At 32.5% G+C, this 26,473-nt stretch carries 24 protein-coding genes and 1 riboswitch; of the genes, 3 read left to right on the forward strand and 21 right to left on the reverse strand.

What is annotated here, in order from left to right; genetic code table 11:
• Positions 1 to 84: 84 nt before the first annotated feature.
• Positions 85 to 269, reverse strand: a riboswitch (cobalamin riboswitch).
• 209 nt (positions 270 to 478) lie between these two features.
• Entirely contained in the window at positions 479 to 2,743 is a 2,265-nt protein-coding gene (locus JCM14822_RS09690; protein WP_054741910.1) for a GGDEF domain-containing protein, read from the forward strand.
• Between the two features lie 54 nt (positions 2,744 to 2,797).
• On the opposite strand, the gene JCM14822_RS09695 is transcribed toward JCM14822_RS09690, so the two are convergent.
• The 17 genes from JCM14822_RS09695 to tkt all read right to left on the reverse strand — a co-directional run bounded on the left by JCM14822_RS09695 (position 2,798) and on the right by tkt (position 20,276).
• Complete coding sequence (locus JCM14822_RS09695; RefSeq protein ID WP_054741912.1) at positions 2,798 to 3,520, reverse strand: amino acid ABC transporter ATP-binding protein; 723 nt, start codon at positions 3,518 to 3,520, stop codon at positions 2,798 to 2,800.
• A 10-nt stretch (positions 3,521 to 3,530) separates the two neighbouring features.
• Complete coding sequence (locus JCM14822_RS09700; RefSeq protein ID WP_083461365.1) at positions 3,531 to 4,274, reverse strand: amino acid ABC transporter permease; 744 nt, start codon at positions 4,272 to 4,274, stop codon at positions 3,531 to 3,533.
• Positions 4,275 to 4,307: 33 nt separating this feature from the next.
• Complete coding sequence (locus JCM14822_RS09705) at positions 4,308 to 5,048, reverse strand: basic amino acid ABC transporter substrate-binding protein (protein ID WP_054741914.1); 741 nt, start codon at positions 5,046 to 5,048, stop codon at positions 4,308 to 4,310.
• A gap of 155 nt (positions 5,049 to 5,203) precedes the next feature.
• Complete coding sequence (locus tag JCM14822_RS09710; RefSeq protein WP_054741916.1) at positions 5,204 to 5,509, reverse strand: Dabb family protein; 306 nt, start codon at positions 5,507 to 5,509, stop codon at positions 5,204 to 5,206.
• A gap of 40 nt (positions 5,510 to 5,549) precedes the next feature.
• Positions 5,550 to 5,756, reverse strand: a complete 207-nt coding sequence (locus tag JCM14822_RS09715) for a hypothetical protein (protein WP_054741918.1) — start codon at positions 5,754 to 5,756, stop codon at positions 5,550 to 5,552.
• A gap of 322 nt (positions 5,757 to 6,078) precedes the next feature.
• Entirely contained in the window at positions 6,079 to 6,384 is a 306-nt protein-coding gene (locus JCM14822_RS09720) for a hypothetical protein (RefSeq protein WP_054741919.1), read from the reverse strand.
• A gap of 131 nt (positions 6,385 to 6,515) precedes the next feature.
• The gene (locus JCM14822_RS09725) at positions 6,516 to 7,196 is read right to left on the reverse strand and encodes a GHKL domain-containing protein (RefSeq protein WP_054741921.1); all 681 of its coding nucleotides are present in this window, start codon (positions 7,194 to 7,196) and stop codon (positions 6,516 to 6,518) included.
• A gap of 201 nt (positions 7,197 to 7,397) precedes the next feature.
• A complete protein-coding gene (locus JCM14822_RS09730; protein WP_157047705.1) occupies positions 7,398 to 7,832 on the reverse strand; it encodes a hypothetical protein in 435 nt (144 codons plus the stop codon).
• A gap of 30 nt (positions 7,833 to 7,862) precedes the next feature.
• Positions 7,863 to 9,164 carry an ATP-binding protein gene (locus JCM14822_RS09735; protein ID WP_054741925.1) on the reverse strand — a complete coding sequence of 434 codons (1,302 nt, stop codon included), beginning with the start codon at positions 9,162 to 9,164 and terminating at the stop codon, positions 7,863 to 7,865.
• Between the two features lie 207 nt (positions 9,165 to 9,371).
• Positions 9,372 to 9,626: a hypothetical protein gene (locus JCM14822_RS09740; RefSeq protein ID WP_157047706.1), complete on the reverse strand. Its 255-nt coding sequence runs from the start codon at positions 9,624 to 9,626 to the stop codon at positions 9,372 to 9,374.
• Positions 9,627 to 9,735: 109 nt separating this feature from the next.
• Positions 9,736 to 9,915 (reverse strand): hypothetical protein, encoded by a 180-nt coding sequence (locus tag JCM14822_RS09745; protein WP_054741928.1) that lies wholly within the window; start codon positions 9,913 to 9,915, stop codon positions 9,736 to 9,738.
• A gap of 154 nt (positions 9,916 to 10,069) precedes the next feature.
• Positions 10,070 to 11,416 (reverse strand): sensor histidine kinase, encoded by a 1,347-nt coding sequence (locus JCM14822_RS09750; protein ID WP_054741929.1) that lies wholly within the window; start codon positions 11,414 to 11,416, stop codon positions 10,070 to 10,072.
• On the reverse strand, positions 11,409 to 12,128 hold the full coding sequence (locus tag JCM14822_RS09755; protein ID WP_054741931.1) for a LytR/AlgR family response regulator transcription factor: 720 nt from the start codon (positions 12,126 to 12,128) through the stop codon (positions 11,409 to 11,411). Before JCM14822_RS09755 ends, JCM14822_RS09750 begins: the two co-directional genes overlap by 8 nt.
• Before the next feature lie 310 nt (positions 12,129 to 12,438).
• Positions 12,439 to 15,153 carry a glycoside hydrolase family 9 protein gene (locus JCM14822_RS09760; protein ID WP_054741933.1) on the reverse strand — a complete coding sequence of 905 codons (2,715 nt, stop codon included), beginning with the start codon at positions 15,151 to 15,153 and terminating at the stop codon, positions 12,439 to 12,441.
• Between the two features lie 118 nt (positions 15,154 to 15,271).
• On the reverse strand, positions 15,272 to 17,737 hold the full coding sequence (locus tag JCM14822_RS09765; RefSeq protein ID WP_054741935.1) for a glycoside hydrolase family 48 protein: 2,466 nt from the start codon (positions 17,735 to 17,737) through the stop codon (positions 15,272 to 15,274).
• Entirely contained in the window at positions 17,734 to 17,955 is a 222-nt protein-coding gene (locus tag JCM14822_RS21840; RefSeq protein ID WP_054741937.1) for a hypothetical protein, read from the reverse strand. Before JCM14822_RS21840 ends, JCM14822_RS09765 begins: the two co-directional genes overlap by 4 nt.
• A 341-nt stretch (positions 17,956 to 18,296) precedes the next feature.
• Entirely contained in the window at positions 18,297 to 20,276 is a 1,980-nt protein-coding gene (gene tkt / locus JCM14822_RS09775) for a transketolase (protein WP_054741939.1), read from the reverse strand.
• Between the two features lie 149 nt (positions 20,277 to 20,425).
• Between tkt and JCM14822_RS09780 the strand changes: the two genes are divergently transcribed.
• Positions 20,426 to 21,472, forward strand: a complete 1,047-nt coding sequence (locus tag JCM14822_RS09780; RefSeq protein ID WP_054741942.1) for a hypothetical protein — start codon at positions 20,426 to 20,428, stop codon at positions 21,470 to 21,472.
• 63 nt (positions 21,473 to 21,535) lie between these two features.
• Here the strand turns inward: JCM14822_RS09780 and JCM14822_RS09785 are convergent, their stop codons facing one another.
• The gene (locus tag JCM14822_RS09785) at positions 21,536 to 22,552 is read right to left on the reverse strand and encodes an ATP-grasp domain-containing protein (RefSeq protein ID WP_054741944.1); all 1,017 of its coding nucleotides are present in this window, start codon (positions 22,550 to 22,552) and stop codon (positions 21,536 to 21,538) included.
• Positions 22,553 to 22,571: 19 nt separating this feature from the next.
• Positions 22,572 to 23,240 carry a hypothetical protein gene (locus tag JCM14822_RS09790; protein WP_054741945.1) on the reverse strand — a complete coding sequence of 223 codons (669 nt, stop codon included), beginning with the start codon at positions 23,238 to 23,240 and terminating at the stop codon, positions 22,572 to 22,574.
• A 273-nt stretch (positions 23,241 to 23,513) separates the two neighbouring features.
• Between JCM14822_RS09790 and JCM14822_RS09795 the strand changes: the two genes are divergently transcribed.
• Positions 23,514 to 24,326, forward strand: a complete 813-nt coding sequence (locus JCM14822_RS09795) for a rhomboid family intramembrane serine protease (protein WP_054741947.1) — start codon at positions 23,514 to 23,516, stop codon at positions 24,324 to 24,326.
• 64 nt (positions 24,327 to 24,390) lie between these two features.
• Here the strand turns inward: JCM14822_RS09795 and JCM14822_RS09800 are convergent, their stop codons facing one another.
• Positions 24,391 to 25,284, reverse strand: a complete 894-nt coding sequence (locus JCM14822_RS09800) for a hypothetical protein (RefSeq protein ID WP_157047708.1) — start codon at positions 25,282 to 25,284, stop codon at positions 24,391 to 24,393.
• Between the two features lie 85 nt (positions 25,285 to 25,369).
• On the reverse strand, positions 25,370 to 26,413 hold the full coding sequence (locus JCM14822_RS09805) for a S41 family peptidase (protein ID WP_083461367.1): 1,044 nt from the start codon (positions 26,411 to 26,413) through the stop codon (positions 25,370 to 25,372).
• Positions 26,414 to 26,473 lie beyond the last annotated feature (60 nt).

Here is a 26,473-nt window from a genome sequence, read left to right on the forward strand (position 1 = left end):
TCCCTTTTAGGGACCTTCTGTTTATATACGCACAATAAGATATTTTAATCTTAAGCCATATCTAAATTTCTCTCCCACCGAAAGCAATATTTCTTATCCTAGGTAGGTCTCCTGGCTTATGCGTCATCAATATATTTACCTTCCCTAGCTTATGCTTAGTGCATTTAAACATATCTCTTCATATACAGTAGCGGGGGCTGCAGTGTTCTACACATTTCCCTGTTACGAAAGTTATTTAATGTCTTTACACCTAAAACGTATTTATTCTTCTATAATCCTATTCTAGCATATATTAGCCCTGTTTCAAATAACCCTTAAATATCTATCCAGTACTTTCCATTTCTTCTTTTTATTATAATAATTTCATTTACTTACATTTACACTTTTACATATTATATCTATTAATTTAGCGCCTACTGTTGTATAATTTAAAATATTCATTATTGTTTAAAATAATTGTATGGGGGTGAAAATAAACGTGAACGACCAAGTCCATCCAGTATACACGATTGGCTTTTTTACTACTGGAGTTGAGCTTGAGTATTCTACTATACTTTTTCAAGCTGTTTCTAAAATTGCTAAAGAATATCAAGTAAACTTAGTAAATTTTTTAGGTGGTTCTCTAAATCCTGATTTTTCATTTCAGCAGTATAAGCATCAGTATCAATGTAATGTTGCTTTTGATTATGCTAATCAAGAAGTTTTAGATGGTATCATCTTAGCATCTGGCGTGCTCTCTTCTTTCTTAAGCCCTACGGAATATAGACGCTTTTATTCAAAATTTAAGAATATTCCTACAGTAAGTCTCGGTTCATTTGTTAATGATATGCCTAGTGTATATACAGATAATAAAGCTGTATTAAAACAACTAGTATCACATCTTATCACAAAACATCATAAGAAAAACATTGCCTTTTTATCTGGTCCTAGTAGTAACTGTGATGCTTTAGATCGTTATTTAGGTTATAAAGAAGCACTTCGTGAAAATAATATTCCTTTCCGCGAAGACTATATACGTATCGGAGATTTTACACCAGACTCTGCTATAGAAGCTGTAAAGGTTCTTTTCGATCAAGGTAATCTTCCTATTGATGCAGTGGTCTGCTCTAATGATTCTATGGCACTTACCGTACTCAATGAACTTCAAAAACGGGACATAAAAGTTCCTGAAGATGTAGCTATTACGGGGTTTGATAATATTCATACCTCTGCTTATTGTGTTCCTAGTTTATCAACCATTGAACAACCTTTAGAAGACTTTGCGCGAAATGCTTTTCAATTACTCATTAATATGCTTCAAGGGCATCCCGTTCAAAACAGGCTTATCCCTTGCAAACTAATTCTTAGAGAATCTTGTGGTTGTAACTTTTTCTCCGCTCCTATGTTGGGACCTATTCTCAATATCGAAGGTGCTAAACTACTTGCCGAATCATTACTCACGCAAAGCCATTATTATTTACCGAATTCTACAATTCCTAAACTTGAGGAATTTGTTATACAAATATACTCATTACTCTTTTTATCACCGGCTCAGTTTCCTACGCCAGCGACTTGTACAAATCTTTTCTTAAAATGTAAAAAGGCTTTATCACCGTCTTTGGCTACAACACTTAACCTTAAACATTTTTTAGCTTCGCTCAAAAAAGATTGGCTTCTTAGATGTGATGACTTATCTAAAATTGGTTTCATTACAAACTTATTTGAAAACCTTTCAGATGATTTATTTAATGATTCGTTAAAATACTATGGTCATAAAACAAACCGTGTTACTAATAACTTTGCATTTATTCGTCAAGTACTCTTATCAATTACACATAATATTACTGTTCAAAACTTAACGCTTTCTTCTATTGCAGAAAACCTTATGACTTGTGGTATTCATACTTGCCTTGTTTATCTATACGATGAAGGGATTACCCATCATCTAACAGATAAATGGCAGATGCCTGAAAAGCTTCATCTATACATGGGATATATAGATGATAAAATCATTGATAATATTCATGAAGTGCCACCTTTAACACCTAAGGAAATTGTCACCTATGGCCTAACTAACAAAGACCATCCTTATACATCATTTATTCATTCCATATTTTTTGGTAATGAACAGCTTGGTGTCATTGTATTAGAAATGCCTTCTGATAATTATGATCTCATTGAAACGCTTACCTTAGAACTAGGCTGTGCACTGAAGCTTTCTTCTATATTTAGAATAGAAAAAACTACAAAAAACAAGTTAGAAACCCTTTCTCAAACAGATGAACTTACAGGGCTTCTAAATCGCCGTGGTTTCTTCACAAAAGCCGTTGCAAGCTATAATCTAGCTAAGCAGCAAAATCGCAAAGGAATCCTATTCTATGCTGATATGGATGGTCTCAAAGTTATTAACGATACCTGTGGACATAGCGAGGGAGATGTTGCCATTGTTGCTATGTCAAAAATATTTAAACAGATTTTTAAAAATCCTGATACACTTATTGCCCGTATGGGTGGGGATGAATTCATCATTTTCTGCTTAGATAAAGAAGAAAGTTACATAGAGTATGTTACAACTCAAATTGAAGTTATTTGTAAAAACTTTAATATTACTTATCATAAATCTTATAAATTCAGCATTTCTATAGGCGGTGTTCCATTTAATGCTAATAGTAGTCCAAGCTTAGAAGAACTGCTTAAAGCAGCTAATAAAAAGCTTTATGGTCTCAAGAAATTAAAAAAAGAACTTGCTACTTCTTCAGAGTAATAAAAACTAGTTGATAAAAGAATTTCATCTTCTATCAACTAGTTTTTTATTATTTTATAAAACTTTACTAAAGAATAATTTAGTTCTTTCTTGCTTTGGATTTGCGAACACTTCTACTGGTTTTCCCTGTTCAATGATTTTGCCACCATCCATAAATAATAATTTAGTCCCTACTTCCTTAGCAAAGCCCATTTCATGGGTAACAATCATCATTGTCATTCCTTCCTCAGCAAGCTCTTTAATAACTTCTAATACCTCTTTAACCATTTCTGGATCTAAGGCAGAAGTTGGTTCATCAAATAACATAACTTCTGGTTTCATAGCTAATGCCCTAGCAATAGCTATACGCTGTTTTTGCCCACCTGATAAAGTGTTAGGATAAACACTTGCTTTATCTTCAAGTCCAACCTTGTGAAGGAGCTCCATTCCAATCTTATCTGCTTCTTCTTTAGAAAGTTTTTTAAGTTTAATAGGAGCTAAAGTAATATTCTCAAGCACAGTCATATGAGGGAATAAATTAAAATGTTGAAATACCATCCCTACTTGTTGACGCACTTTATTAATATTGATATCTGGGTTTGTGATATCTACATTATTAATTAAAATATGGCCAGACGAAACCTCTTCCATCTGATTAATACATCTTAGATAAGTTGATTTTCCTGAACCAGAAGGACCAATTATTACAACTACCTCTCCCTTTTTAACATAGTCATTAATTCCTTTTAAGACTTCTAGAGAGCCATAACTTTTATATAAGTCTTTAATTTGTATCATAATCCTCCTCCTAGTTTTTGCTGTTCAACTTTTTCTCTAGTTGTTTCATAAATAATGTAAGTATCCCTGTAATCATCAAATAACATATAGCCACTATTAATAATGGCTGTGCTGCATTATATGTTCTACTAATAATGATATTGCCTGCACGTGTTAAGTCCATACCACCAATATACCCTACGATAGAAGTTTCTTTGATAAGCACGATAAATTCACTTACAAAGGCTGGTAACATTTGCTTGAAAGCCTGTGGCAGGATAATATGCTTCATTGTTTGTGTATATGTAAAGCCTAGAGAACGTCCTGCTTCCATTTGTCCCTTATCAATGCCTTGAATACCTGCACGAATAAGCTCAGACATATAAGCGCCACTATTAATACCAAAGGCAAGTCCACCTACCCAAATACGATATTCAGAAGGTACACTTGCACATAATACTGTCCATAGGAAAATTACTTGAACAGTTGTTGGTGTTCCCCTAATAATATACACATATGCACTTGCAATATATTTCAAGATTATTTGTATAATGCGAAGAATTTGCCATAAAACTCCTGTACGCTTAGTAGTTTTTATGAAGCCAATAAGCGCTATAATTATACCAATGATTAATCCTACAATAGCTGCAATAATAGTAAGCCCTAAAGTCCATAGAATACCATTTAAAATTAATTGGTAAAAAGCATTACTAAAAAATGTACTATAAAAATCAAAGTTTTGTTGTCCCAATAAATGATAAAAGAAATTCTCCATACTGCTGTACCCCATTAATCCATTTATTTGTCATTACTCAGCAAAGTATTTTGCATACATTTCATCATATTTTCCACTTGATTGAAGTTCTGCTAAAGTTTCATCAATAGCCTCTTTAAGTTCAACATCACCTTTTTTAACTGCTATTGCGTATTTTTCTTCAACAAATGGTGCTTCTAATACTTTAAGTCCTTTTTGAGCAGCTACCATACGTTTAGCAGGCTCTTCATCAATAACAACTGCATCGATTTTACCATTTACAAGATCCATAACAGCTAAAGTTCCTTTATTAAAAGGTATACATTCTACATCCTCTTCTTCACTAATATATTCTTCACCTGTTGTACCTAATTGTACCCCTACTGATTTACCTTTTAAATCTTCACCTACTTTAATATCTTCATTTTCTTCTTTTACAATGATAACTTGTTTAGATGTAAAATATGAATCTGAGAAATCTACTTGTTTTTCACGAGCTGGTTTAATTGTCATACCTGAAGCTACGAAATCTAATCTTCCTGCATTAAGCTGTGCAATTAAAGAGTCAAACTCCATATCTTCAATCTTTAATTCTTTTCCTAACTTCTCAGCTACTGCCTCAGCAATCTCCACATCAAAACCTACAATCTCTGTTCCTTCACGATATTCAAATGGTTCAAATTCAGCATTTGTTCCCATAACGATATATTGTTTACCACAGCCAACCATCATCCCCATAAGTAATGTTCCTATTGTTAATACTGCTAATGCTTTTAATAATTTATTTATTTTCATAAAATCGCCCCCTTTAATTATGCTATATTCTCACTGTCTTATTAAAATTCTTAATAAATTATATTTTTTCAAACACTTCTTATGAATAAGTATACATAGATATGAATTTATAGTCAACGATTTCACTTAAACTTTTTCTATTTTTCTACATTTTTCTAAGATTCATAATCCACAACAATGCGACTTATGGCAACTTGTCTAACAAGATTCTGTCCGATTGCCACATGAAGTGGATGATTTTGATAACCTTCTAATGCTTCTTTACTTGTAAAAGTCGAATAAAGTACTACATCATATGCAGCTGCACTTATATTGTAATTCTTACCTACCTCAATCTCTACAAGTCCTTCTATTTTCCCCTTTAAACCTTCTAACTCAGCTTTCATCTTAGCAATAATTTCTTCTTTGTTTCCATGTACTTCATGCTCTTTCACTTGCCACATTACAATATGTTTAATCATTTTATACACTCCTTTTCTCTTTTGTTTCTTACACTTTTATTTAACCTGTATTTAAGCTGAAAGTCAATTTCTTTTCACCCCAGCCACATTTCTGTAAGCTCATTTCACCCTCATACTTATAAATATTTCTTACAATGTTACCAAGTCCATAGGGATTTTTAGCAATTGCTCGTTTAATTAAGTATTCTGCATTATCTTTCCTTGCTTTTTTCACTTCTTTTGGTATTGAATAGTACACTTTAAACATAATATACCCCTTATACCAGACACCTTCTACACTAATGTTTTTATCTCTATCTTCTTTAATATGCTCACATTACTCTAAGACATACTCTAAAATGTTATCCAAAAACATACAAAGTTCTACTGTTCTCATTCCTACTTTTTCAGACAAACTAATATTAACTTTCATTTTTGAACTAATTATGATCTCATCCTTGTTTAAATAACTATAACACAAGAATTTAAATATCAAGGTATATACACTACCCATTAAACTTAACACTATGCAGCTCACCCATCATACTCTTCTTGCCCTCTTTGATACATTTGATACATAATTTCTTTTTTCAAAAAAGGCTTACACCTAAAGCTACACCTAATGTACACACATGAATTAATAAATCTCCTGTTATAAAGCTTACTGATTCATAACCTATACGCATATAAACCCTATCTATTAAAATTCTTATGACTGTTTGTCCCGCTTCGGAAATAACATAAGTTAAGAAGAATGTACATATACGTATTTTAAACTTCCCTTCATGAAATAGGTTATTAAGTATAAATGCTGACATAATAATATACCCAGTATTACTACTCATCCCCTGTCCATATATTAATTCGACACATACTAGTGTTAAAATTCCCCCCATAAATTATAGTTCTTTTCTTGGTAAATTTAGCTATTGGCATAAATAAATTTGTAATAACACATAATTCCACTGTATATAACATACATAATATTATGTGTACAAAATATAAATTTCAACAGCTTCTCACCCCACTATTTACTTACTGTATTAAAACAAATTTCTAACTTATGCCATTTTCCTTCTGTATAAAATTCCAACTTACCATCATATCTTTGTATAATTTTATTAACGGCCCCTAACCCATATAAATCATTTTCTAAAGCAAATCTAGTTTCTGTGGCACTACTAATCTTTTCTTGTTCTGCATTTTCTGATTTACTGAACCAAATCTTAAATATAATATATCCTTTATACCAAACACCTTTAATTTTAACTTTTCTCCCTTTGCCTAAAGTAATATTCTCACAGGCTTCTAAAGCATAATCTATGCTATTTCCTATTATCAAACATAACTCTTCAACGCTTATACCCAGCTTCTCAGGTAAACTTATATTTATGCTTATAAGAATATGCTTTTCACAAGCCACTTTATATTTCTCATTCATAATTGCATCAACTATGGTATTACCCGTTAATATATTATTTTCTTCAATAATGAGCTGTTCCTGTAGCGCTTCTACATAAGGCTGCATACACTCTATTTGTTCTGGTTCTATAAGTCCTATTAACTTTGTTACTTCATTACTTACTGTATTCTTCTCAACTTCATTCTCTCGTTCTAGCCGTATAAGGCATTTATACGCTTCTAACTGCTGATTTGAAAAATTATGTACTAATTCCTTTTCTTTCACTTCATATTGCTTCACAATCATCTTATGGCCCTTTATATAAAAACTAAGCTTCCTATCAATGCTATATAAATTGTTAGTAAAGGTCTAATATCACCATAGTAGACTTCAAATCCTTGTATATAAGCTTTAATCCCCATGTTAGCTGTCAATATAATAGCTATGCCTACAAAGCTATAAAAAGCACTTTGATACAAAGATAATTTCTCATATACTGTTTTATTCCTATAGTATAAAAAATGTACTTTTAAACACCTTAGTCAAAATAACACATACGATTAATGCAGCTATAGCTGGAGACAAATAGTTTCTTATTATTTCACTCTTGAACTTGTCACCTATATAATCAAAAATTACCCACCAAAAAGTATAGTTAATATAATAAATTGATTGTACTAAACAAAATTCCCATAACTTATTTTTAAAAATCATATGGATAAATATAAAGTTAAGGACTAAATATAAATAAAAATCTTCTTCAGCTACTTTGGCATAAACAATATATAATCCCACAATAATGCCTATTACAGACATATGACTAACAATATTCTTTACACTCAATTTTGCTTTCTTTGAAAAGATACTTATTAAAATAATATTTCCTGTAAAAGATAAAACCCACATCCCCATCTTGTCTATTCCAAAGCTTAAAGTCTCCACCATATACTCACCTTTATTCCTATATTTAATCTAGCTTGTTGCATTGAACCTTAATTCTAGCTTATTTCTATGAAGTGCTACTACTTCATTAAGCTGCCCTTCATACTTTTTAATATATCTTTCTATAACTTGTAATTCTGTTTTTTTATCTTCTGTAGCTTCTTCTGCATGACTATACCATAACTTCAGCATAATATAGCCCTTATACCAAACACCTTCTACCAAAATAGATTTCTCACCTTTAACTGCTTCACACTGTCTTATAGCATAATCCAAAGCTTGTCCCACAATAATGCTAAGCTCAGTGCTATTTAATGCAATATGATCTGGAATACTAATCTTATTGGCAAGCTTGATTCCCTTTTCCTTTGTTATAAGATACTTTTCTCTAAGCAGCGCATCTAATACTCTATGCCCCGTTAACAAAAATTCTTGATTCATAGGTTCTACAGCACTTGCTAACTCCTCTGCATACTGTCTGATTTCTTCAAATCCAGATTCTTCTGCCAGCTGTGCCAAACCACTAATTTGCTGATGTAACATCTCTTTATCTTTTTGATTAAATAAGTCCTGCTTCTCTAACTGTTTTGCAGTTACTACATGCTTCTCAGTAAAGCTTTGAATTAACAATGCTTCTTTATTTGTATAGGTATTATGGATTTCGCCATAAGATTGCAGCATAATGGCGCTGCCTAATATAATGACCACATAAATACTTAAGAATAGTGTAATATTTCCTTGTGCTACATTCCCCTTCAAACCATCTACAACATCCATCCCCAAACCTGCCATTTGACCTATACCGTTCATTATAATCAAAATTACAATTTTTTTAAAAGGAGAAAGCTTTCTATAACAGGCTTTATCTTTGTAATAAAAAGGTGTACTTTTGATGAGCAAAAATGCGATGATTACACTAATAATTTCCGGAATACATATCCATTCATTCATAATCACTTCTCCTATAAGGTCTAAGTCACCTATTTCAAATAAAATAATACCTAAAACTAGCTCTATGCTTCCTACAACAATGATCAGCATCTCATAGGCCACCCACATACTCCATATCTTGTAAAATATTGTTCCCTTATACAAAAATACTACAATTAATACGCCCCATAACGTATATATTGATACCTCTAAATCTTCTACACTTCCACCTCTAAAATAGATAAATAAAGAACTTAAAATACCCATACCACTATACAGTAAAATTCTCTCTAAATTAATCTTACTTCTCTCTAGAAAAATCTGTGTAAATATGCCTATACAAAATGTAATTTCCAAGCTTAGTAATGTTAATTTTAATATCTCAATAATACTGCGCCACATATCTAGCTCCTTTTATCTAGTTTATGTATATAATATTATTACCTAATATTAGTATATTAAATTCTGACTATACTACAAATAGAAAATTATGCACTTTTACAACAATTAAATAAGGGTTATTTGCATATTAATACCAATTGAATGCAAATAACCCTTTATATGTTCACCTTATTCTTATGATTAGGCACTTATTAACTACATTTTTTATTAACTATGATAAAACTGTTGGTGATTATATCCTTTCATATTTTCCGTATACTCACTTAATATCTCTTTATACTTGGCATAGCTTTTCTCAGAAATCTTTCCGCCTCTATAACTCTCTTCCACTAACATAATAGCATCCTTCCTAGATTGAATCGCTAAGTCCTTATAATTATTCTCTAGATATAACTTCAAATCATTGATCAACATTTCGATTTGCTGCTCTACTGGATTTTTCACCTTATGTCTAAAAAACATACTCCACCACCTTAAGCTTATTATAATCACTTTCCTCCCCCTATTATATCAAATCCTAAACGCAAAATGAGCTAATTAACATTAGCTCATTTTAATATGTATTAGATAATTACCAACCTGCTATTTTTTTAACAGCTGCTCTCTCTTTACGATAGAATTTTGCTCTAGCTCCACCTATAACTTTTTGTTGTAAATCTTCCTTCTCTACTTCTTTAAATCCTACACTTATTTCTTTAAAAGTATTAGCATTTATTTTTTCCTTTGAATTCATTCGTAATTTATTTAACATATCCATCATCCCCCTTAGATAACTTGTTTTATTAACTATATTGTACAACAAAATTATAATATTTCAATTTTATTAGTTCAATATATCCATTCGTTGTTCAAGATGTTGTTTTTTTCTGCATAAAATGTACTTTATAATTTTTCATTTTACCGCTTTATGCTTGAAGTGCTTTAACTGCTTTCGTATTAATTTCTACTTGCAGAATAAACTGAAAATCACCTGAATTTGTTTTAACATCACCATCATATTTTCTAACGCTTTTTTTAATGTTTCCTATACCAAAGCCATGATTTTTCTTATCTTTTTTAATAGTTTCTATCTTATTTTTTAACTTGGATACCCTTTCTTCTTTCATCGTATTGATAACTTCATATAAAAAATAACCCGCTCTGTAATTACATTGAATACTAATTTTTCTTTTTTCAGGATCTTCTATACGTTCACAAGCTTCTATGGCATTATCAATACTATTAGATAAAATAATGCATAAATCAACAAATTCCATATCAATATCACCTTCTACACCTACTTTAACCTCCATATGAATTTGCTTTTCATGTGCAACGGCATATTTCTCATTTAATATGCTATCTACAATAGTATTACCTGTTGATATAAGCCCCATCTTACTTTCTACATTAGCTCTTATATCATGAATATATTTTTCTAATTCTTCAAGCTTATTTTCTTGCAATAAACCTTGCATAGCTATCAAATGATTTTTCATATCATGTTTAATTTCTCTAATTTCCTTATGACTTTCTTCAATTTTCTCATAATAAGTCACCTGTCTTTTAAATTGTCTCTTTATTAATTCGTTAACTTTTAAATAATAATTTTGAGCAATATTTTTATCTATCCCTAGAGCTAAAGCCATTAATGAAATAATACTGGTTATTGACCATACTATAAGTGTTACTGGCCCTATGCTTATTTTTTCTAAATTATCATAACAATTAAGTGCAATTAATGAATTTATATTTACACAATATCCTAGTATACATAGTAGAACACCTTCAGCCTTTGAAAAAACAATACTCTCACAATTTACTGTTTTAAATAAGTTAAACTTTTTAATTATACGTACAATCATCCATGTTACTAAAAATTCAATAATACTTACTGAAAAATAATATATAAACCAATTAGACCATAAATCATCCGGGAAACAGCTGCATGCAATATTGCAAAGATATCCAATTAATCCTTCAACCCCTAAAATAGATAAAACTTTCCATATCTTGGTTAATAATTCATTTTCATTAAATAAAAAGCATAAAATTACTATCCCTATAAAGAATATTCCATTTAGAATTTCCCAATCATTAAATATTACAGCTTGTATCATAAATACAATTATTGACCAAATGATACATTGTATTACCTTTTTTATAGTAACTTTCGCCCTTTTAGAAATAAGGTCTACAAGTAAACAATATATAGCCGTTGATAATGCAAGTTCTATCCCTGCTATTATGTAATGATCTAAAATATTATTCACCACGTTCCCTCCTTAGGAAGACGCCGAATTTTTCTTTAAATGATTTAAGTTTTAGTCTACTAATATAAACAACGTCTCCATTTTGCATAGTCACAGTACTTTGATCATGTTCACGAATATATACCATGTTAATCAAATATGATTTATGAATTCTAAAGAAGTTGCGGTCTACAAGTTGTTTTTCAAGTTCATTGATTTTATTATCCACAATATATGGTTTTTTCATAGTATTAACCTTAATTTTTCTGTCTTGTGTTTCGAAATATACTATATCAATAAGTGGTATTTGAATGAACTTTTGTCCTTGATTAAGTACTAAGAATTGGCTTTCTCTCTCCTCCTTTCTTTTTAACGCAAGGTCTAATGTTTGTTCAAGCTCATCTTTTTGAATTGGTTTTAATAAATATCTAAGGGTGTTTACTTCAAAAGCTTTATAAGCCTCTTCTTGATGACTTGTTGTAAAAATAATGTCACTTGTATGTGTTTTTTCACGTATCTTTTTTGCTGTTTCTATACCACTCATACCATCTTGTATTGCTACGTCTAAACAGAATATATCATATTGATCAAGTGATACTTTTAATAAATCTTCTCCTCTTAAAAAATCATCTATGGAATATTCTATTTTACGTTCTTCAAAATAACCTTTTAGCAATCTTATTAAGTGGTCTCTAAAAATTTTTTCATCCTCACATATAGCTATTTTAATCATTCTATGCCCCCTAATTCCAATGATTTATTTCATAGCTTATATATCAGTCTTTCCTGCTATAATGCTACAATTACATTTTATCACAATTTTATTATTTTTTCATATATTTTATTATTTTCAAAATAAAAAATTGTATATTTTTATAGTTACACCCACTAATTTTTAGCAGTTTTTACATTACTTTATTATATTGCATATTTATACTTGTGAGTTTTAACATAAAAGCAAGATACTACAATATTTCATGTCACCTTATTCTTTAGCAAAAAAAGCCTAGCAAGTTATAATTTGCTAGGCTTTTTTATATCTACTATTTAACTTCAACTGTTGTTGTACCAACTTTTACATTAGAGAAGTTAGACCAATCATTTTGACAAATACGGAGATCTGCTGCAACTGTTCCATTTCCTTTTGTAATTTCTTGACTATTTGTAAACGTAATTGTTAAGCAGTATTCATTATCTCCAAGTGATGTAACTGTTGCTTTAGTATCATCTGTAAGTGCTAAGTACCAAGGTGCACCTGTAAATTGAGCGCCTACATTATCGATATTTACAATTGGGTTACCAGCTACACCATCAGCTGTAAATGTTTGTTTAACTATAATTGTATTAAGAGCTGTATCTTTTTCTGCAGTAACTGTTACTTTAGCAGAAATTGTATTTCCTGCGTCAGCCATTACAACTTTAGCATTTACATCGCCTGTTACTGTACCTGTTTCAACGTTTCCGCCTTCTCCTTCGTTTCCGCTTTCTCCTTCGTTTCCGCTTTCTCCTTCGCTTCCGCTTTGTTGTTCTTTAACTACATTTACAACTTTAGTAGCTGTTTTAACTACATCTTCGTCTGATGTTGCTGTAACTTCAAAGCTGATTGTACCTTCTTCTTCAGCTGTAACTGCATATTTACCTTCTTCATTCTTTTCAACTTCTTTACCATTTGCTGTAACAACTACAGATTTGATTGTACCTCTTGAAATAGATGTATCAACTGCAATAGCTGCTTCTTCACCTACTTTAACTGATGAAGGTCCTGTAATTTTTACAGATGGAGTTGCTGGTTTCACTACTTGTGTACCAGGTTCACTACCAAATACTAATTCATCATTATCATATACAGCCATGTTTGTAGCACGAACCATATTATTTGAACCGCTTGATTCTAATCCTTCTAATGAATAACTCTTTGTGTAGTCCCATTTACATGGAGCAGCAATTCTAAGTTGTACTTCATTTCTACATTCTGATTGACCACCTGGATAAATCTTAGCTCCTGTTAAATCAACATCTACATAATAAATGTTATTTGCTTCATCAAAAGGTAATACTTTTGATATTTTTGTACCAGCATATTGTCTATAACTAGCTGAAACTGACATATCATCAGCTGTATAACCATTATTAATTACATCAGTTAAGTCTAAGAATACTCTATATTTTAATTGATCTGTTACTCTTGCAGGCCATGCTGTATGGTTACGAAGCATGAACTTAAATTCAACAAAGTTGATTTTATTTGTTTTATCTTGAGCATTGATACCTGCTTCAAGGAATATTTCTTCGCCTACTTCTTCATTTGCAGTTAAGTTTGCAATTAGTGTTCCACCGTATTCTTTATACATTTTAGCCATAAGCCCTACGAAACCTGCATTGTAGTCACAAGCTACTTCGTTTGATACGTAGTCTGTAATAACATCTTTGTATCCATCACTGCTATCTGGCCCACCAACTAATGCTCCTACTAATGTGTGGCGGTGTTGTTGTGGTGCCCCACTAAGGTTGTTTTCCCATCCACCATGAGCTGTTCTATGGTGTGGTCTAGCTGGTGCATTTTCACCAAATCCTACTACGAAGCTACGTCCTGTGCTTCCTAACATATAATCTGCTTGTGTTTTAGCAAATGTTCTGTATTCAGCAGCTTTTTCAGCACTACATCCATCCCAATCAGCATAAACAGAAGCCATGAAACCAGCTGTCGCAGCATATCTAAGTGGACCCCACTCTGTAAGCCAAGCAAGTCCTTTTGGTGTACGTGTAATATGTTCACCATCTTTATCTGTTGCCCAGTAATCTAAATGGTTTTCAATATTTTCTTTGTATGCAGCTTTATCTGTAATTTGTGCTAAAAGAAGAGATGCTCCTAAATGTACATCATCCCAGTTGTGACCCCATGTATACGCTTTTTCTGTGCCACCTTGTTTTTCTGTACCGAAGAATTCTGTAGCTGCTTCAGCTTTTGCTAAATATGTTTCATCACCTGTTGCTTTGTATAACCAAGCACCAGCCCATGCAAGTTCATCTTGGTATCCACTCCATGATTTGTAGAATGAACCAGCAATTGTATCATAGTATGTATCTCCACCCATTTTTTCTGCTAATGCATAAAGTTGTTTAGCATGATCTAAGCATTTTTCTGCATATGCTGGATCACTATCTTTGAATGCGATAGCACAAGCTGCAAGAGAAGCTGCTGTTTCACCAGCTACTGCTGAACCTGGTTGAGCTACGTTTACTTTGTAAGATGGTCTAGCCATTTGCATGATTTCTGATGCACCCCAGAATGCATGGTCAGCGTTACCATCACCTACTTGGAAGTAGTATGTATTTGGATCTGGATTACATTTAATGAAGTAATCATTTGCCCATTTGATTTGATCTAAGATAAATTTATCTTCACCTGATTTTTCATAGATATCTTTGTCTTCTAAGTAAGACCAAGCAAGCATTGTAGATGTATATGACATTGGTAAGTTGAATTTAACATTATCACCAGCATCATACCAACCACCTGTTAAGTCAAGACCATTATCTGCTCCATCTGTTAAAGCAGAGTCTCCACGCCAGTTATTACGTTTTGTTTCTGGTAATTTACCAGATTCTTGTAATTCATAGAACATGATACCTTTTTGTAATGCTTCTGCATAGTTGAAATTAGAAGCTGCCATTACATTTGTAGCTGGAAGTGATGCAATTGTAGATGTTGCCATTGCTACTGAAACCATACTAGACCATAATCTTTTGTTTTTCATCTTCATACCTCCTATTATTACTAACTTATTAATCTTAAACCCGATAGAAACCCAGCAAATCCACTAATTCACCGGGTTTTCTATCTGTTGTATCTATTAAGTCTCTAAATTTTAACTATTAGTCAACTACTGTGATTGTTCCAACATTAGACCAGTCACTGTTGCAGATACGCATATCAGCTGTAACTACACCATTACCAGCGCTGATTTTTTGTGTGCTTGTGAATGTAACAACTAATTCATATTCGTTATCACCAAGTGATTTAACTGTTGCTTTTGTATCACTTGTAAGTGCAGCATACCAAGGAGCTCCTGTAAATTGAGCACCTACATTATCAACGTATACTACTGGATTTGTTAAGTTAGTAGCTGTGAATTTCTTTGTAACAGTAACTGTATTAAGAGCTACTTCTTTATCAGATGTAACTACTACTTGAGCATTACCACCAGCTGTAATAGTAACTGTACCAACTTCATCTACTACTGGAGTAACTATTACTTCATCTTTTTTACTTACTGTAACAGTAGCTGATTTCTTAGTTACTTGTTGTTTATCAGAAGTTGCTTCAACTGTGAATGTATATTCACCTGCAGCATTAGCTGTAAATGTATATTCACCATTGTTTAATGTAACATTTCTACCATTAACTTTAACTGTTAATCCTTCAACTGAACCTGTTTTAATTGTAGCATCAACTTTAACTGTAACTTTATCTCCAACTTTTGCTGTTGCAGGAGCAGTAATTGTTACAACTGGTTTTGGATCAACAACTTCAGTTCCACCTGTTTCATCTGTTTTGAAGAATCCTTCATCTAATAAGTAATCTAATGTTCCTAAAGCAACAGCGAAGTCACATTGTGCCCACCATCTGTGGTAGTTCATTTCGAAGTGGAATTCGCCTGTCTTCTTGTATTCTTCATAAGCTGCTTGAAGTCTTGGGAAGTCTTTATCATCTTTGTATTTTGTACGAATATCAAGGAATGTTATACCTGGTTTGATTTGATCTCCATTAGGCATTTCTCCTAAGTATCCAGTTGGAACGTATACTTCTTGATCGAAGATACGTACGAAGTCTTGACGATCTTCTGAAGATACGATACCTTTATCATCTTGGTAGTTATCCCAGATACAATCTAATAAGCCTTTAGCTGCATTGTATGGTGTTTGCCAATCTGCACCTGTTTTATGTTTTTGAGTAGCTGCTGCATAGTAAAGAAGTGCATTAGATAATGAACCAGCTACACCAAGGTCTTGACCATATGTTTCAACTTTTACATGAAGACCTTTGTTTCCTGTATATGTACCATTCCATGTATCTGGTTGGCCTTCCCAGATTAAGTTACTTGGAATTTCAAATGTAGTTCCATTTAATTTAATCTCTGATGCAGCCCAAGCAGCCCATTTATCAAGTAATGGTTGAACTCTTTCATCACCTGATAAATAGAAGTACTCTGCCATACGTTGCATTGACCAAGCTTGCATACCAAACCATCTGTTACTTGATGGATCGTGATATACTGGATCTTCATCATAAACTGTTCCGTAGAATGTGCTTGCTCCTGATGGATATTTTTGATATTGTCCACCATATGAGTTACAAGAACCACCAGCGATACCACCTTCATCAGATTGTAACCATTGATAGAATTCAATTTGTCTATCTAAGCTCTTAGACCAATCTCTTGCACCATTTGTTGATTTTGGTTTCATTTCACTATCTGTAGAAAGGATGTAAGCAGCAACTGGACTTTGGTAACCAAAGTGGTTGTAACTTGAACCAATTCTCCAACTCCAATCACCTTTTATAGAACCACCCCATGCATAGTACCAAGATAATAAGTATCCACAAGAATCATATCCTGTACCTGGTGTGTAGCTTTGAGCACCTTGTTTTACAAAGTATTTATCAAACATAGCATATCTTAAATAGTCACCCATTTTAGCAGCTTTAGCAGTATATTGAGAAAGGTTTACGCCATAGTCTTTAGCCCATTCTTTAGCCCAGTATGTAGCTTGAATTGTACGAGCATCAGCATCTGGAGCATCTGTGTATTTCCATTGTTTAGAATATGTTGCATCAAGTGTGAATAATGGAAGGAATCCACTTTCACTACCCCAGTTAAATTCTTCCCAACATGGTTGTGTAATAGTTTCAAATGTTGATTCTTGTTCACCACGTTGGAATGTATTGATGTAAGATGGTGTAGATTTTCCATCTCCTCTTACACCAAATCCATACCAGTTATCACAGTCAATTAACCAGTGCATACCATAAAGTGTTTTTGTATTATATGTGCTTTGAAGTTCATTAGCGATTGGGTCTACACCAGCTGTTTTATCTTGGTGTAATTGACTTGGATAGTAATCTGGTAATGGATATTCAGCTGCATATGTAGCTTTACCTACTTGGTTTGTTGGTTGATCTTTGTCTGTTGGGATGAAGTAATCTTCTATTACTCTCCAAGATTCACCAATACCTGAGAAATCTCCTGATAATCTACCATGCATAGCTTCTAACCATACATAGTAACTAGCAGCTTCACTAGTTGACTCATGTCCTTGATCAGGAGCTTCACAGTTCATTGTTTCAATTGAGTGATAAGGAATACCATCTGGCTGAAGAAATCAGATGTTCCTCTGCCTTTAGAATCTTTTGTACCAACAATTTTTGAATAAAATTGCTCGAAACGATCACCATAATCAACACTATCATTTATTGCAGCTAATGTTGTAAGAGGCGCTAAGCATTGTGCACCAACAAGTACACTTGTAATAAAACCATAAAGTTTTTTGTTTTTCATTTATTACTCCTCCTAAGTTATAAAAGTAGGTTACTCCCATAAGCTTATGTTCTTACCCTAATGTACATTTTTTCATTAGTAGTTGTTAACAACTTCCTTAATGACTCTTTATCCAAGATTAGACACTTTGCTTAAAGTTTTAACCTCTTGTATGATTTCATTATAAATTTTCAATCAAATATTTCAATATATTCAGAACGAGATGTATTGTTTTGCAACACTTGGTGTTTTCTGGTGTTTTATTTATGGTAAAAAATGCATACACAAATAAAAAGGATAACGTATAACTACGCTATCCTTTTTTGACTTATATTTACTTTAAAGCTCACTAATCCTTATAATTAGAGGATTCCTTTAGCTACTTTTACTACATTATCTACTGTAAAACCGTATTTTTCGAAAATAAGTCCTGCTGGAGCTGATTCACCAAAGTGATCAATTGCAATAACTTCACCTTCGAATCCTGTATATTTATGCCATCCAAATGGAGATGCAGCTTCGATAGCTACTCTCTTAGTTTTGTTTGATGGTAATACACTTTCTTTGTATTCTTTAGATTGTTCTTCAAATACATCCATAGAAACCATACTTACTGCTGTAGCTTTGATTCCTTCTTTAGCAAGTTCTTCTGTAGCTTTTACTGCAAGTTGTACTTCTGAACCTGAACCCATTAAAATGATATCTGCATCTTTTGGTTCTACACCAGCAACTACATATGCACCTTTTTTAGCATCTGCGCCTGTTTTTGCAAGGTATGGAAGGTCTTGTCTTGAAAGAACGATTGCAACTGGTTCTGTTTTGCTATTTAATGCATATTCCCAAGCCGCTACTGTTTCTTTAGCATCTGCTGGTCTAAATGTTACCATGTTTGGTGTACTACGAAGCATAGCAAGTTGTTCAATTGGTTGGTGAGTTGGTCCATCTTCTCCTACCCCGATACTATCATGTGTAAGAACATAAGTTACTGGTAATTTCATAAGTGCTGCAAGACGCATTGGGTTTTTCATATAATCACTGAATACGAAGAATGTAGAGCAGAATGTTTTAAGTCCGCCATGAACTGCAAGTCCATTTGCAACAGCTCCCATTGCGTGTTCGCGAATACCGAAGTGAAGATTCTGACCTAAGTAGTCATCACTACTAAAGTCACCTTTTCCGTTCATATAAGTTTTTGTAGATGGTGCAAGGTCAGCTGAACCACCAATGATGTTTGGTACACGATTTGCCATTTCATTGATTACTTCAAATGAAACATTACGTGTTGCTTTTTTAGAAGCAGTATCAGAGTATTTTTCGTAAAGGTCTGATAAGTCTACTTCTTCTTCACTAAACCATTGTTTCCATTCTGCTGCAAGCTCTGGATAAGCTTTTGCATAGTTTTCGAATAATTCATTCCATGCAGCTTCTTTAGATTCTCCAGCTTTTACGATATCTCTAAGATGTGCACGTACATCTTCTGCTACAAAGAATTCATCTTTTTCACAACCTAAGAATTCTTTCATTTCAATGATGTTATCTACTCCAAGAGGTTCACCATGAGCTGATGATTTTCCTTGTTTTTTAGGACAGCCATAACCGATTTGTGTTTTTACTTCGATAAAGCTTGGTTTATCTAAGTTAGCTTTTGCTGCTTTAATAGCTTTTGCAATAGCTTCTGTATCATTTCCATCTTCCACCAAGAACGTTTCAAATCCTTGTGCTTCGAAACGAGCCCTTACATTTTCTCTAAATGCAATATCTGTGCTTCCTTCGATTGTAATGTTATTTGAATCATAAAGAACGATTAATTTACCAAGTTTAAGTGTTCCAGCGATTGCTGCTGCTTCGTATGAAATACCTTCCATTAAGCATCCATCACCAACTAAAGCGTAGCTATAGTGATCTACTACATTGTAACCATCTTTGTTGAATTTAGCTGCTAAATGTTTTTCAGCCATTGCCATACCTACAGCTGTTGCAATACCTTGTCCAAGTGGCCCTGTTGTTGTTTCTACCCCTACAGTATGACCAAACTCTGGATGTCCTGGTGTTAAGCTTCCTTCTTGACGGAATCCTTGAAGGTCTTCAATTGTTAATCCATATTCGAATAAGTGAAGTAATGTATAAAGAAGTGCTGAACCGTGTCCTGCTGAAAGTACAAATCTATCTCTGTTAATCCATTTAGGATTTTTAGGATTGTGATTCATTTCTTCTGCCCATAATGTATAGGCCATAGGAGCTGATCCAAGTGGAAGTCCTGGATGTCCTGAATTTGCTTTTTGAATTGCCTCTGCAGCAAGTACCCTAATAGTGTTAATAGTTTTTTCTGATACTGAGTTCATTTTTTTCCTCCTTAAAGATAAAAGGTTTTCTTAGGTTCTCATTCATCCTTATTATACTGTGTTTTTTAAGTATTGTATATCCTTTGATTGCTTTATTTTGCATATACTTTATTTATGTTGTATGATTAAATTCAAGGAGGGTGATTTTTATGTCTTATATCTATCCTAATATAAAAGGGAACCGTACCACTTATAAAGTTTATTTTCTTTATGAGAAGAAAAAATTGTATCTAGGACTCTATGATTCTAATGAATCAGCAAAAGCGGTTCTTAAAGAAGCCACTGATATTATGAATGCTTCTCCTGGTACGTTGGACTTTCCAAATTCTCTTATAGACTTTAAAAAGATTATTAGCCTTTGTAATTTTAGAGATCATAAAATGTACATCAAAAATCCTATTTATTTAATGGGGAATTATTTCTACTATTACTTATCTAAAGAAATCACCTTAGTCTTCGATATGAAAGATTTATTATTTTTCTCAACTTATAAAATAAGTAAACGTGGTAATTATTTATATACTCACGATAGCATTTCTCAACAAAGTCTTTTAAACCGCTTTGGTATCTTAAATCATAGTATACCAGGTAAAGACTATATTTTTAAAAATGGAAATCCTTATGATTTTAGACGAGATAATATTGAAATCATCAATAGTTACAAAGGGGTTTGCAAAAAAGTTATAGATGGTCAGACATTTTATACTGCTACCATTTATACAACTCAGCCTTTAGTATTGGGCCACTATTCTTCTGAGATTACAGCTGCTATTGCTTATAATAAAGCTGCTGATTTTCTCATGACGCATTCAGGGGAGCAGCGTGAATACATACTTAATACTATTCCATTTATCACAAAGGCTGAATATGATTTAATCTATGCAGATATTAAGCTTTCTCCAAGGCTTAAAACACCTAATGCTACACGTAAACGTGCGATTCGTGGAAATACATATCGTGGTGTTAGTCAAACTAAAAGTGGTTTCAGAGCAAATATTGGCTACAATAAAAAGCAAATTCATTTAGGTATTTATCCTACTGAAAAACGTGCTGCTCAAGCTTATAATTTTGCTTCATTTTATCTTTTTGGACAAAATGGACACATTAATGATGTTACACCACTTGTTCATGACAATGATGCTTCAAAAGTTGCTAAACAGCTTGAAAAACATAATCTTACAAAAAAACAAATATAAAATATTTAAAGTCTATTAGAGTATAAAATCCCGTGTCATCGTTATTGAAGACACGGGATTTTATTATTTTTCAATGCTATTTCTTGTAATACAGAGATTTGTAAGTCCTAGATTATACATATGATATGGTTTATTTTTATCCATTGGCTTATCAGATTCTTTAATATGTCCATGAGCATATGTTTCTAAAGTTGGTGCTACGATTGACAGCTCCATAAGCATGTGCATATATTGCTCATAAATAGAAACATTATGTGCTTCTAAAGTAAGGAGTGCTGCCATATCTATTTCTGGTGTAATTTCAACAAATTCTAAGCTTTTATTGGCTTTAATCCCATATTTAATAGTATAAACCCCTGCACCTTGTAATTCCTTTAAGACCTTGCGATTAAGGCGTGCAATTTTTTGAGTCATTGTTTTAGTAATGTCATCTGCTACTTTTACTCTGCATATCTTTTTAGCTTCATAAACTACTTCTAGGGGATCATAGATTTGTGCTTTACCCGCTTCATCTACAATGACAATACTGATAATTGTCTTTGCATATTCTGGAATAAGCTGAATTGCAAAACTATCAATATTTTCATCCATATCTAGTATAAAATCTGCCATATCTTCATGGTTTTCTACACATTTTAATTCACTACGGCTGCCGTATTGTTTAATGAAATTAAATGGCAGACTAATGTTTTCAATCTTCTCAAATACCATTTCTTTATTATCTTGATAATAAGTTGGAGCTGTTGGAATTTCTAATATTTCTAAAAGCTCTAAAATGCCTTTTGGATTGCTTAATTCATCCATTGCTGTTTTAGATGGATAAGTTTTGCAATGTAATCTACATTCTAATGGAAACTCTAGTTTTGTGTTGAATACAATTGCATCTACTCTTAAACTAAGCTTCTCTATACTTTCATTAGTAATCGTTGCTAAAATGTGTTCTGTTGCAATCTGTGCACCAATGCAGTCTACTTTTGGGTCTAATAAGGTTGTGGCAATACCTACTTTTGCTGCTTCTATACATAACATTAAAGTGGATACCCCGCCACCTACTATGCCGACTCTTTTTACAGAATTCATGTCATTTCTCCTCTTAAAACTATTTACTTTCTAATAAGTATCTCATCATTTCTACTGTTTTATCAATATCTTTTACAGTAGTTGTTATGCCTAATACAAGATCTTCATTTAATGTACTACTCTGAATATTGTCAATCTTTGACACTTTAATACCAAATACATGTTGATCTCCCTTAGTAATATTAAAGTTTTCATCTTTATTATAACCTGCTATTACAAGTTGGTCTTTATATTCTTCTAAAAGTGCTTTACACTCTGGTATTTCATCTAATGGTCTTAACATATCTTGTCCTGTTTGTCTTAGATAGATATCAAACTTTTCTGGTGGAATACCTAAAATATCTAATTCCTTTGTTGTAATTTGAAGTGCAATTCTCTGTTCTGTAGCTAGTTCCATCTCTGTAGACTTTGTCCAATCCACCATTGAAACCATAAGCCCCGCATCAAAGTTCTCTTTGAACTGCTTCGTCACTTCATCTAATGTTGCTTGGTCCTCTGTATAAATTTTGCCTGCTAAAGTTATATCTACTGTATTTACTTCTCTTGGTGAAAGTATGGCTGTGATTAACTGTATGACTAATATGCCTGCTATGATACAGAACAAGGCAGGTTTTCGATAATACTCCCATAGGTGTGCTGCTTTTTCTTTCAAATCCATTTCACTAAATGCTTTTCCGTATTTCTCCACTACCATTTCCTCCTCTATTTCCTGCCCCTTTGAATAAACTACTGCTTATGCTATACTAAAGTATGATTATTCAATATTTCTTTATATTGTATACTTTATGCTGTTATATACTAATTAACAGCATATGTTATGTATGATAGATTTATGGTCTATCTTTCTTTTATATTTCTTAAAAAATACAATATATTTAGCAAGATTATCAATTTTATTATAAACTATGATATATTATAAATCAAAAGTATATGATTGATATTAATTTATAAGGAGGTACTTATGGACTTTTTAGACAAGTTATCGCGTAAATATGGCAAGTATGCTATTCGTGATCTAATGAAATATATCATCATTGGAAATGGTATAATCTTCCTTTTAGAAATGATTACACGAATTCGCATTTCGCAACTACTTTCATTTGATTTAAATGCCATTTTACATGGACAAATTTGGAGAATCATTACCTTTGTGTTTATTCCAGATGTCACTAACATTATTTTCTTTTTCTTTATGGCATACTTATATTATTCAATCGGTGCAGCCTTAGAAGATGCTTGGGGAACTTTTAAATTTAATGTTTACTATTTTTCTGGTGCGCTTTTCACAATGATTGGTTCTAGTATTTTTACACTTATTACAGGCTATAGCGTAGAGACTTCAGCATACTACATTAATTTATCACTATTTTTAGCTTATGCTACACTATTTCCTAATGTAGAATTCTTATTGTTCTATATCTTACCTGTGAAAGTAAAGTACTTAGCTTTCTTAGATGTAGCCGTTTTAGCACTTAGTTTTATTGGCACAGATTTAGGTACTAGAATACTTATTGCTATTTCTTTACTTAACTTCTTAATCTTCTTTGGTAAATTCATCAAAGGAGCTAAACCAACAGCTACACAAAAGAACTTTAGAAAACAAAAACGTGAACTAAAAAAAGGTGATCCTATACAAGTTGCTTTCCACAAATGCAGCGTATGTGGCAAAACAGAACTCACTGACCCAGATATGGATTTCAGATATTGCTCATCTTGCAATGGAAACTATGAATATTGCATGGACCACCTCAAAAATCATGAACATAAAAAATAGTAGCTTAATAATTTAAGCTCAAAAGGGTTACTGACAAATTTTTTTGTCAGTAATCCTTTTATTATTAGCTTATATCTTTATGATATTCTCTAGGCGGTGGTAAAAACACATTACTTGCACGCTTTAATAATGTTTTATTACACTGTATAATCTGGTGACTTCCTTCTAGTGTCTGCAAACTAATGATATATTGGTCTGCATTGGTACTTAGAGCCTTTTCATAGTCTTCTAATGTATTAATAGGATCTGCATTAATAAACTCTATTACATCTCCTTTATTAAACGGATTGTGAAAATCTTGACTTTCAGTTGTAGCAATAATTCGAAGTCCCTGTTTAGGCGGTGTATTAATCGTGCTATGTGTTTCTAATTGTTCATTAATTGCAAACATAAGTTCATGTAATATAAGTACAAAGAATAGGGATAAAACACTTGGTATATACCCTAGTTTATTAAGAACACCTATTCCCAATATACTACACGCATACATTTTAACAATAAATCCCATTTTAGAAGCTTTTTGTTCTGGTTTCATCGTATAAGTTTCATCACTATAAGCAAGAACGGCTATAATCGGTATATACCATCCTTTTATGGTGAAAAATAGCAGGGGCATACACCATTTTCTCTCTAATCGGTAGCCTCCTGCTATTTTTTCTTTATTGTAACTTAAAACTTCTTTACTATCATTAGCACCATATTGATATGTTAAACTCCCCTCTACGGCATGTAAAATGCCAATTAGGATAATCATATCTTCATATGGCAATAAATTAGGTGTATGACCTTGCATCAAATTTAATCCATGTAATATACAATCAATTATATAAATACTTGGTACAACATAAGCAAGACAAGTATATTTAGGTTTTATAAACCCGAATACAATACTTAATGGAATAACTAGTAATACACCAGTTGTAAGCGGAATGCCTAAGCCTAACATAATTATTAACACACTTATCAATATTCCTAATGTGATACTTGCTATCTTTTCTTTATACTGGTTTATAAATCCCCTTATAAGAACCCCTCCTAACTCACTAATAAGTCTCCTCCTTTAGTACTTCTACTGCCTTTTGCAATTGGATATCTTCTTCTTCTGTGAGTCTAGATTTGGTGAGTAATTCTACTGGAAGTGTTACGATATAGTCTGGTTCAATACCTATCCCTTGAATGCATACGCCACTTGGGGTAAAGTATTTTGCTGTTGTTACTTTAAGTGCTGAACCATCTGTTAATGGAATGACACTTTGTACAACGCCTTTTCCATAAGTTGTCTCTCCTATAAGCTTTCCTCTTCCTGTATCCTTAATAGCACCCGCTAATACTTCTGAAGCACTGGCACTATTTCCATTAACCAATACTACAATTGGTATATCTATATACTTATCATCTGCATAATATACTTCATTTTTACCAACTTTATTTTCTGTAGAAACTACGATGCCTGCTGGTACTAATTCATCTGCAATTTTTTGTGTGATCTTTAAAAGTCCGCCTGGATTATCTCTTACATCAATGACTAATCCTTTCATCTGCTCATTAATCAGTCCTTCTAATGCTTTTTTAAACTGATCATAAGTAATCTCTTCAAATTGAATAATTTTAATATAACCAATATTATCTTTTAACATTTTAGATTCTACTGATGCCGTTGTAATATTTCTTCTTTCTACATCTAAATCATAGGATTTACCTTCTGAAGGTCTATAGATTGTTATTTTTACTTTACTACCTATCTTACCTTTTACCATGTTTGGTAAACTTGAAAAATCGTCTCCTGTTACAGTTTTACCTGCTACTTTTATAAGTTTATCATTAGGACGCATCCCCACTTCCTGTGCTGGAGACCCTTCAAATACATCTACTATCATAATAGTATTATCCACACTGTCTAAAGTCATTTGAATACCTATTCCTGCATATACTCCACTAGACTTCTCCATAAAGCTAGCATATTCATCTGCTGTGTAATAATTTGTATATACATCCCCTACACCGTTTACAAATCCTTTATAAATTCCTTCGCGAAGTTTTTCAGTATTTACATCCCCTACGTAATAGTTATTAATAACTGATTCTATAGACTTAAGTAGTTTTTTATACTACTTAATATAGTATTTTAATCCTACAAATTGCCTGTA

It is taken from the genome of Cellulosilyticum ruminicola JCM 14822, assembly GCF_001311925.1.
Classification (GTDB): domain Bacteria; phylum Bacillota; class Clostridia; order Lachnospirales; family Cellulosilyticaceae; genus Cellulosilyticum; species Cellulosilyticum ruminicola.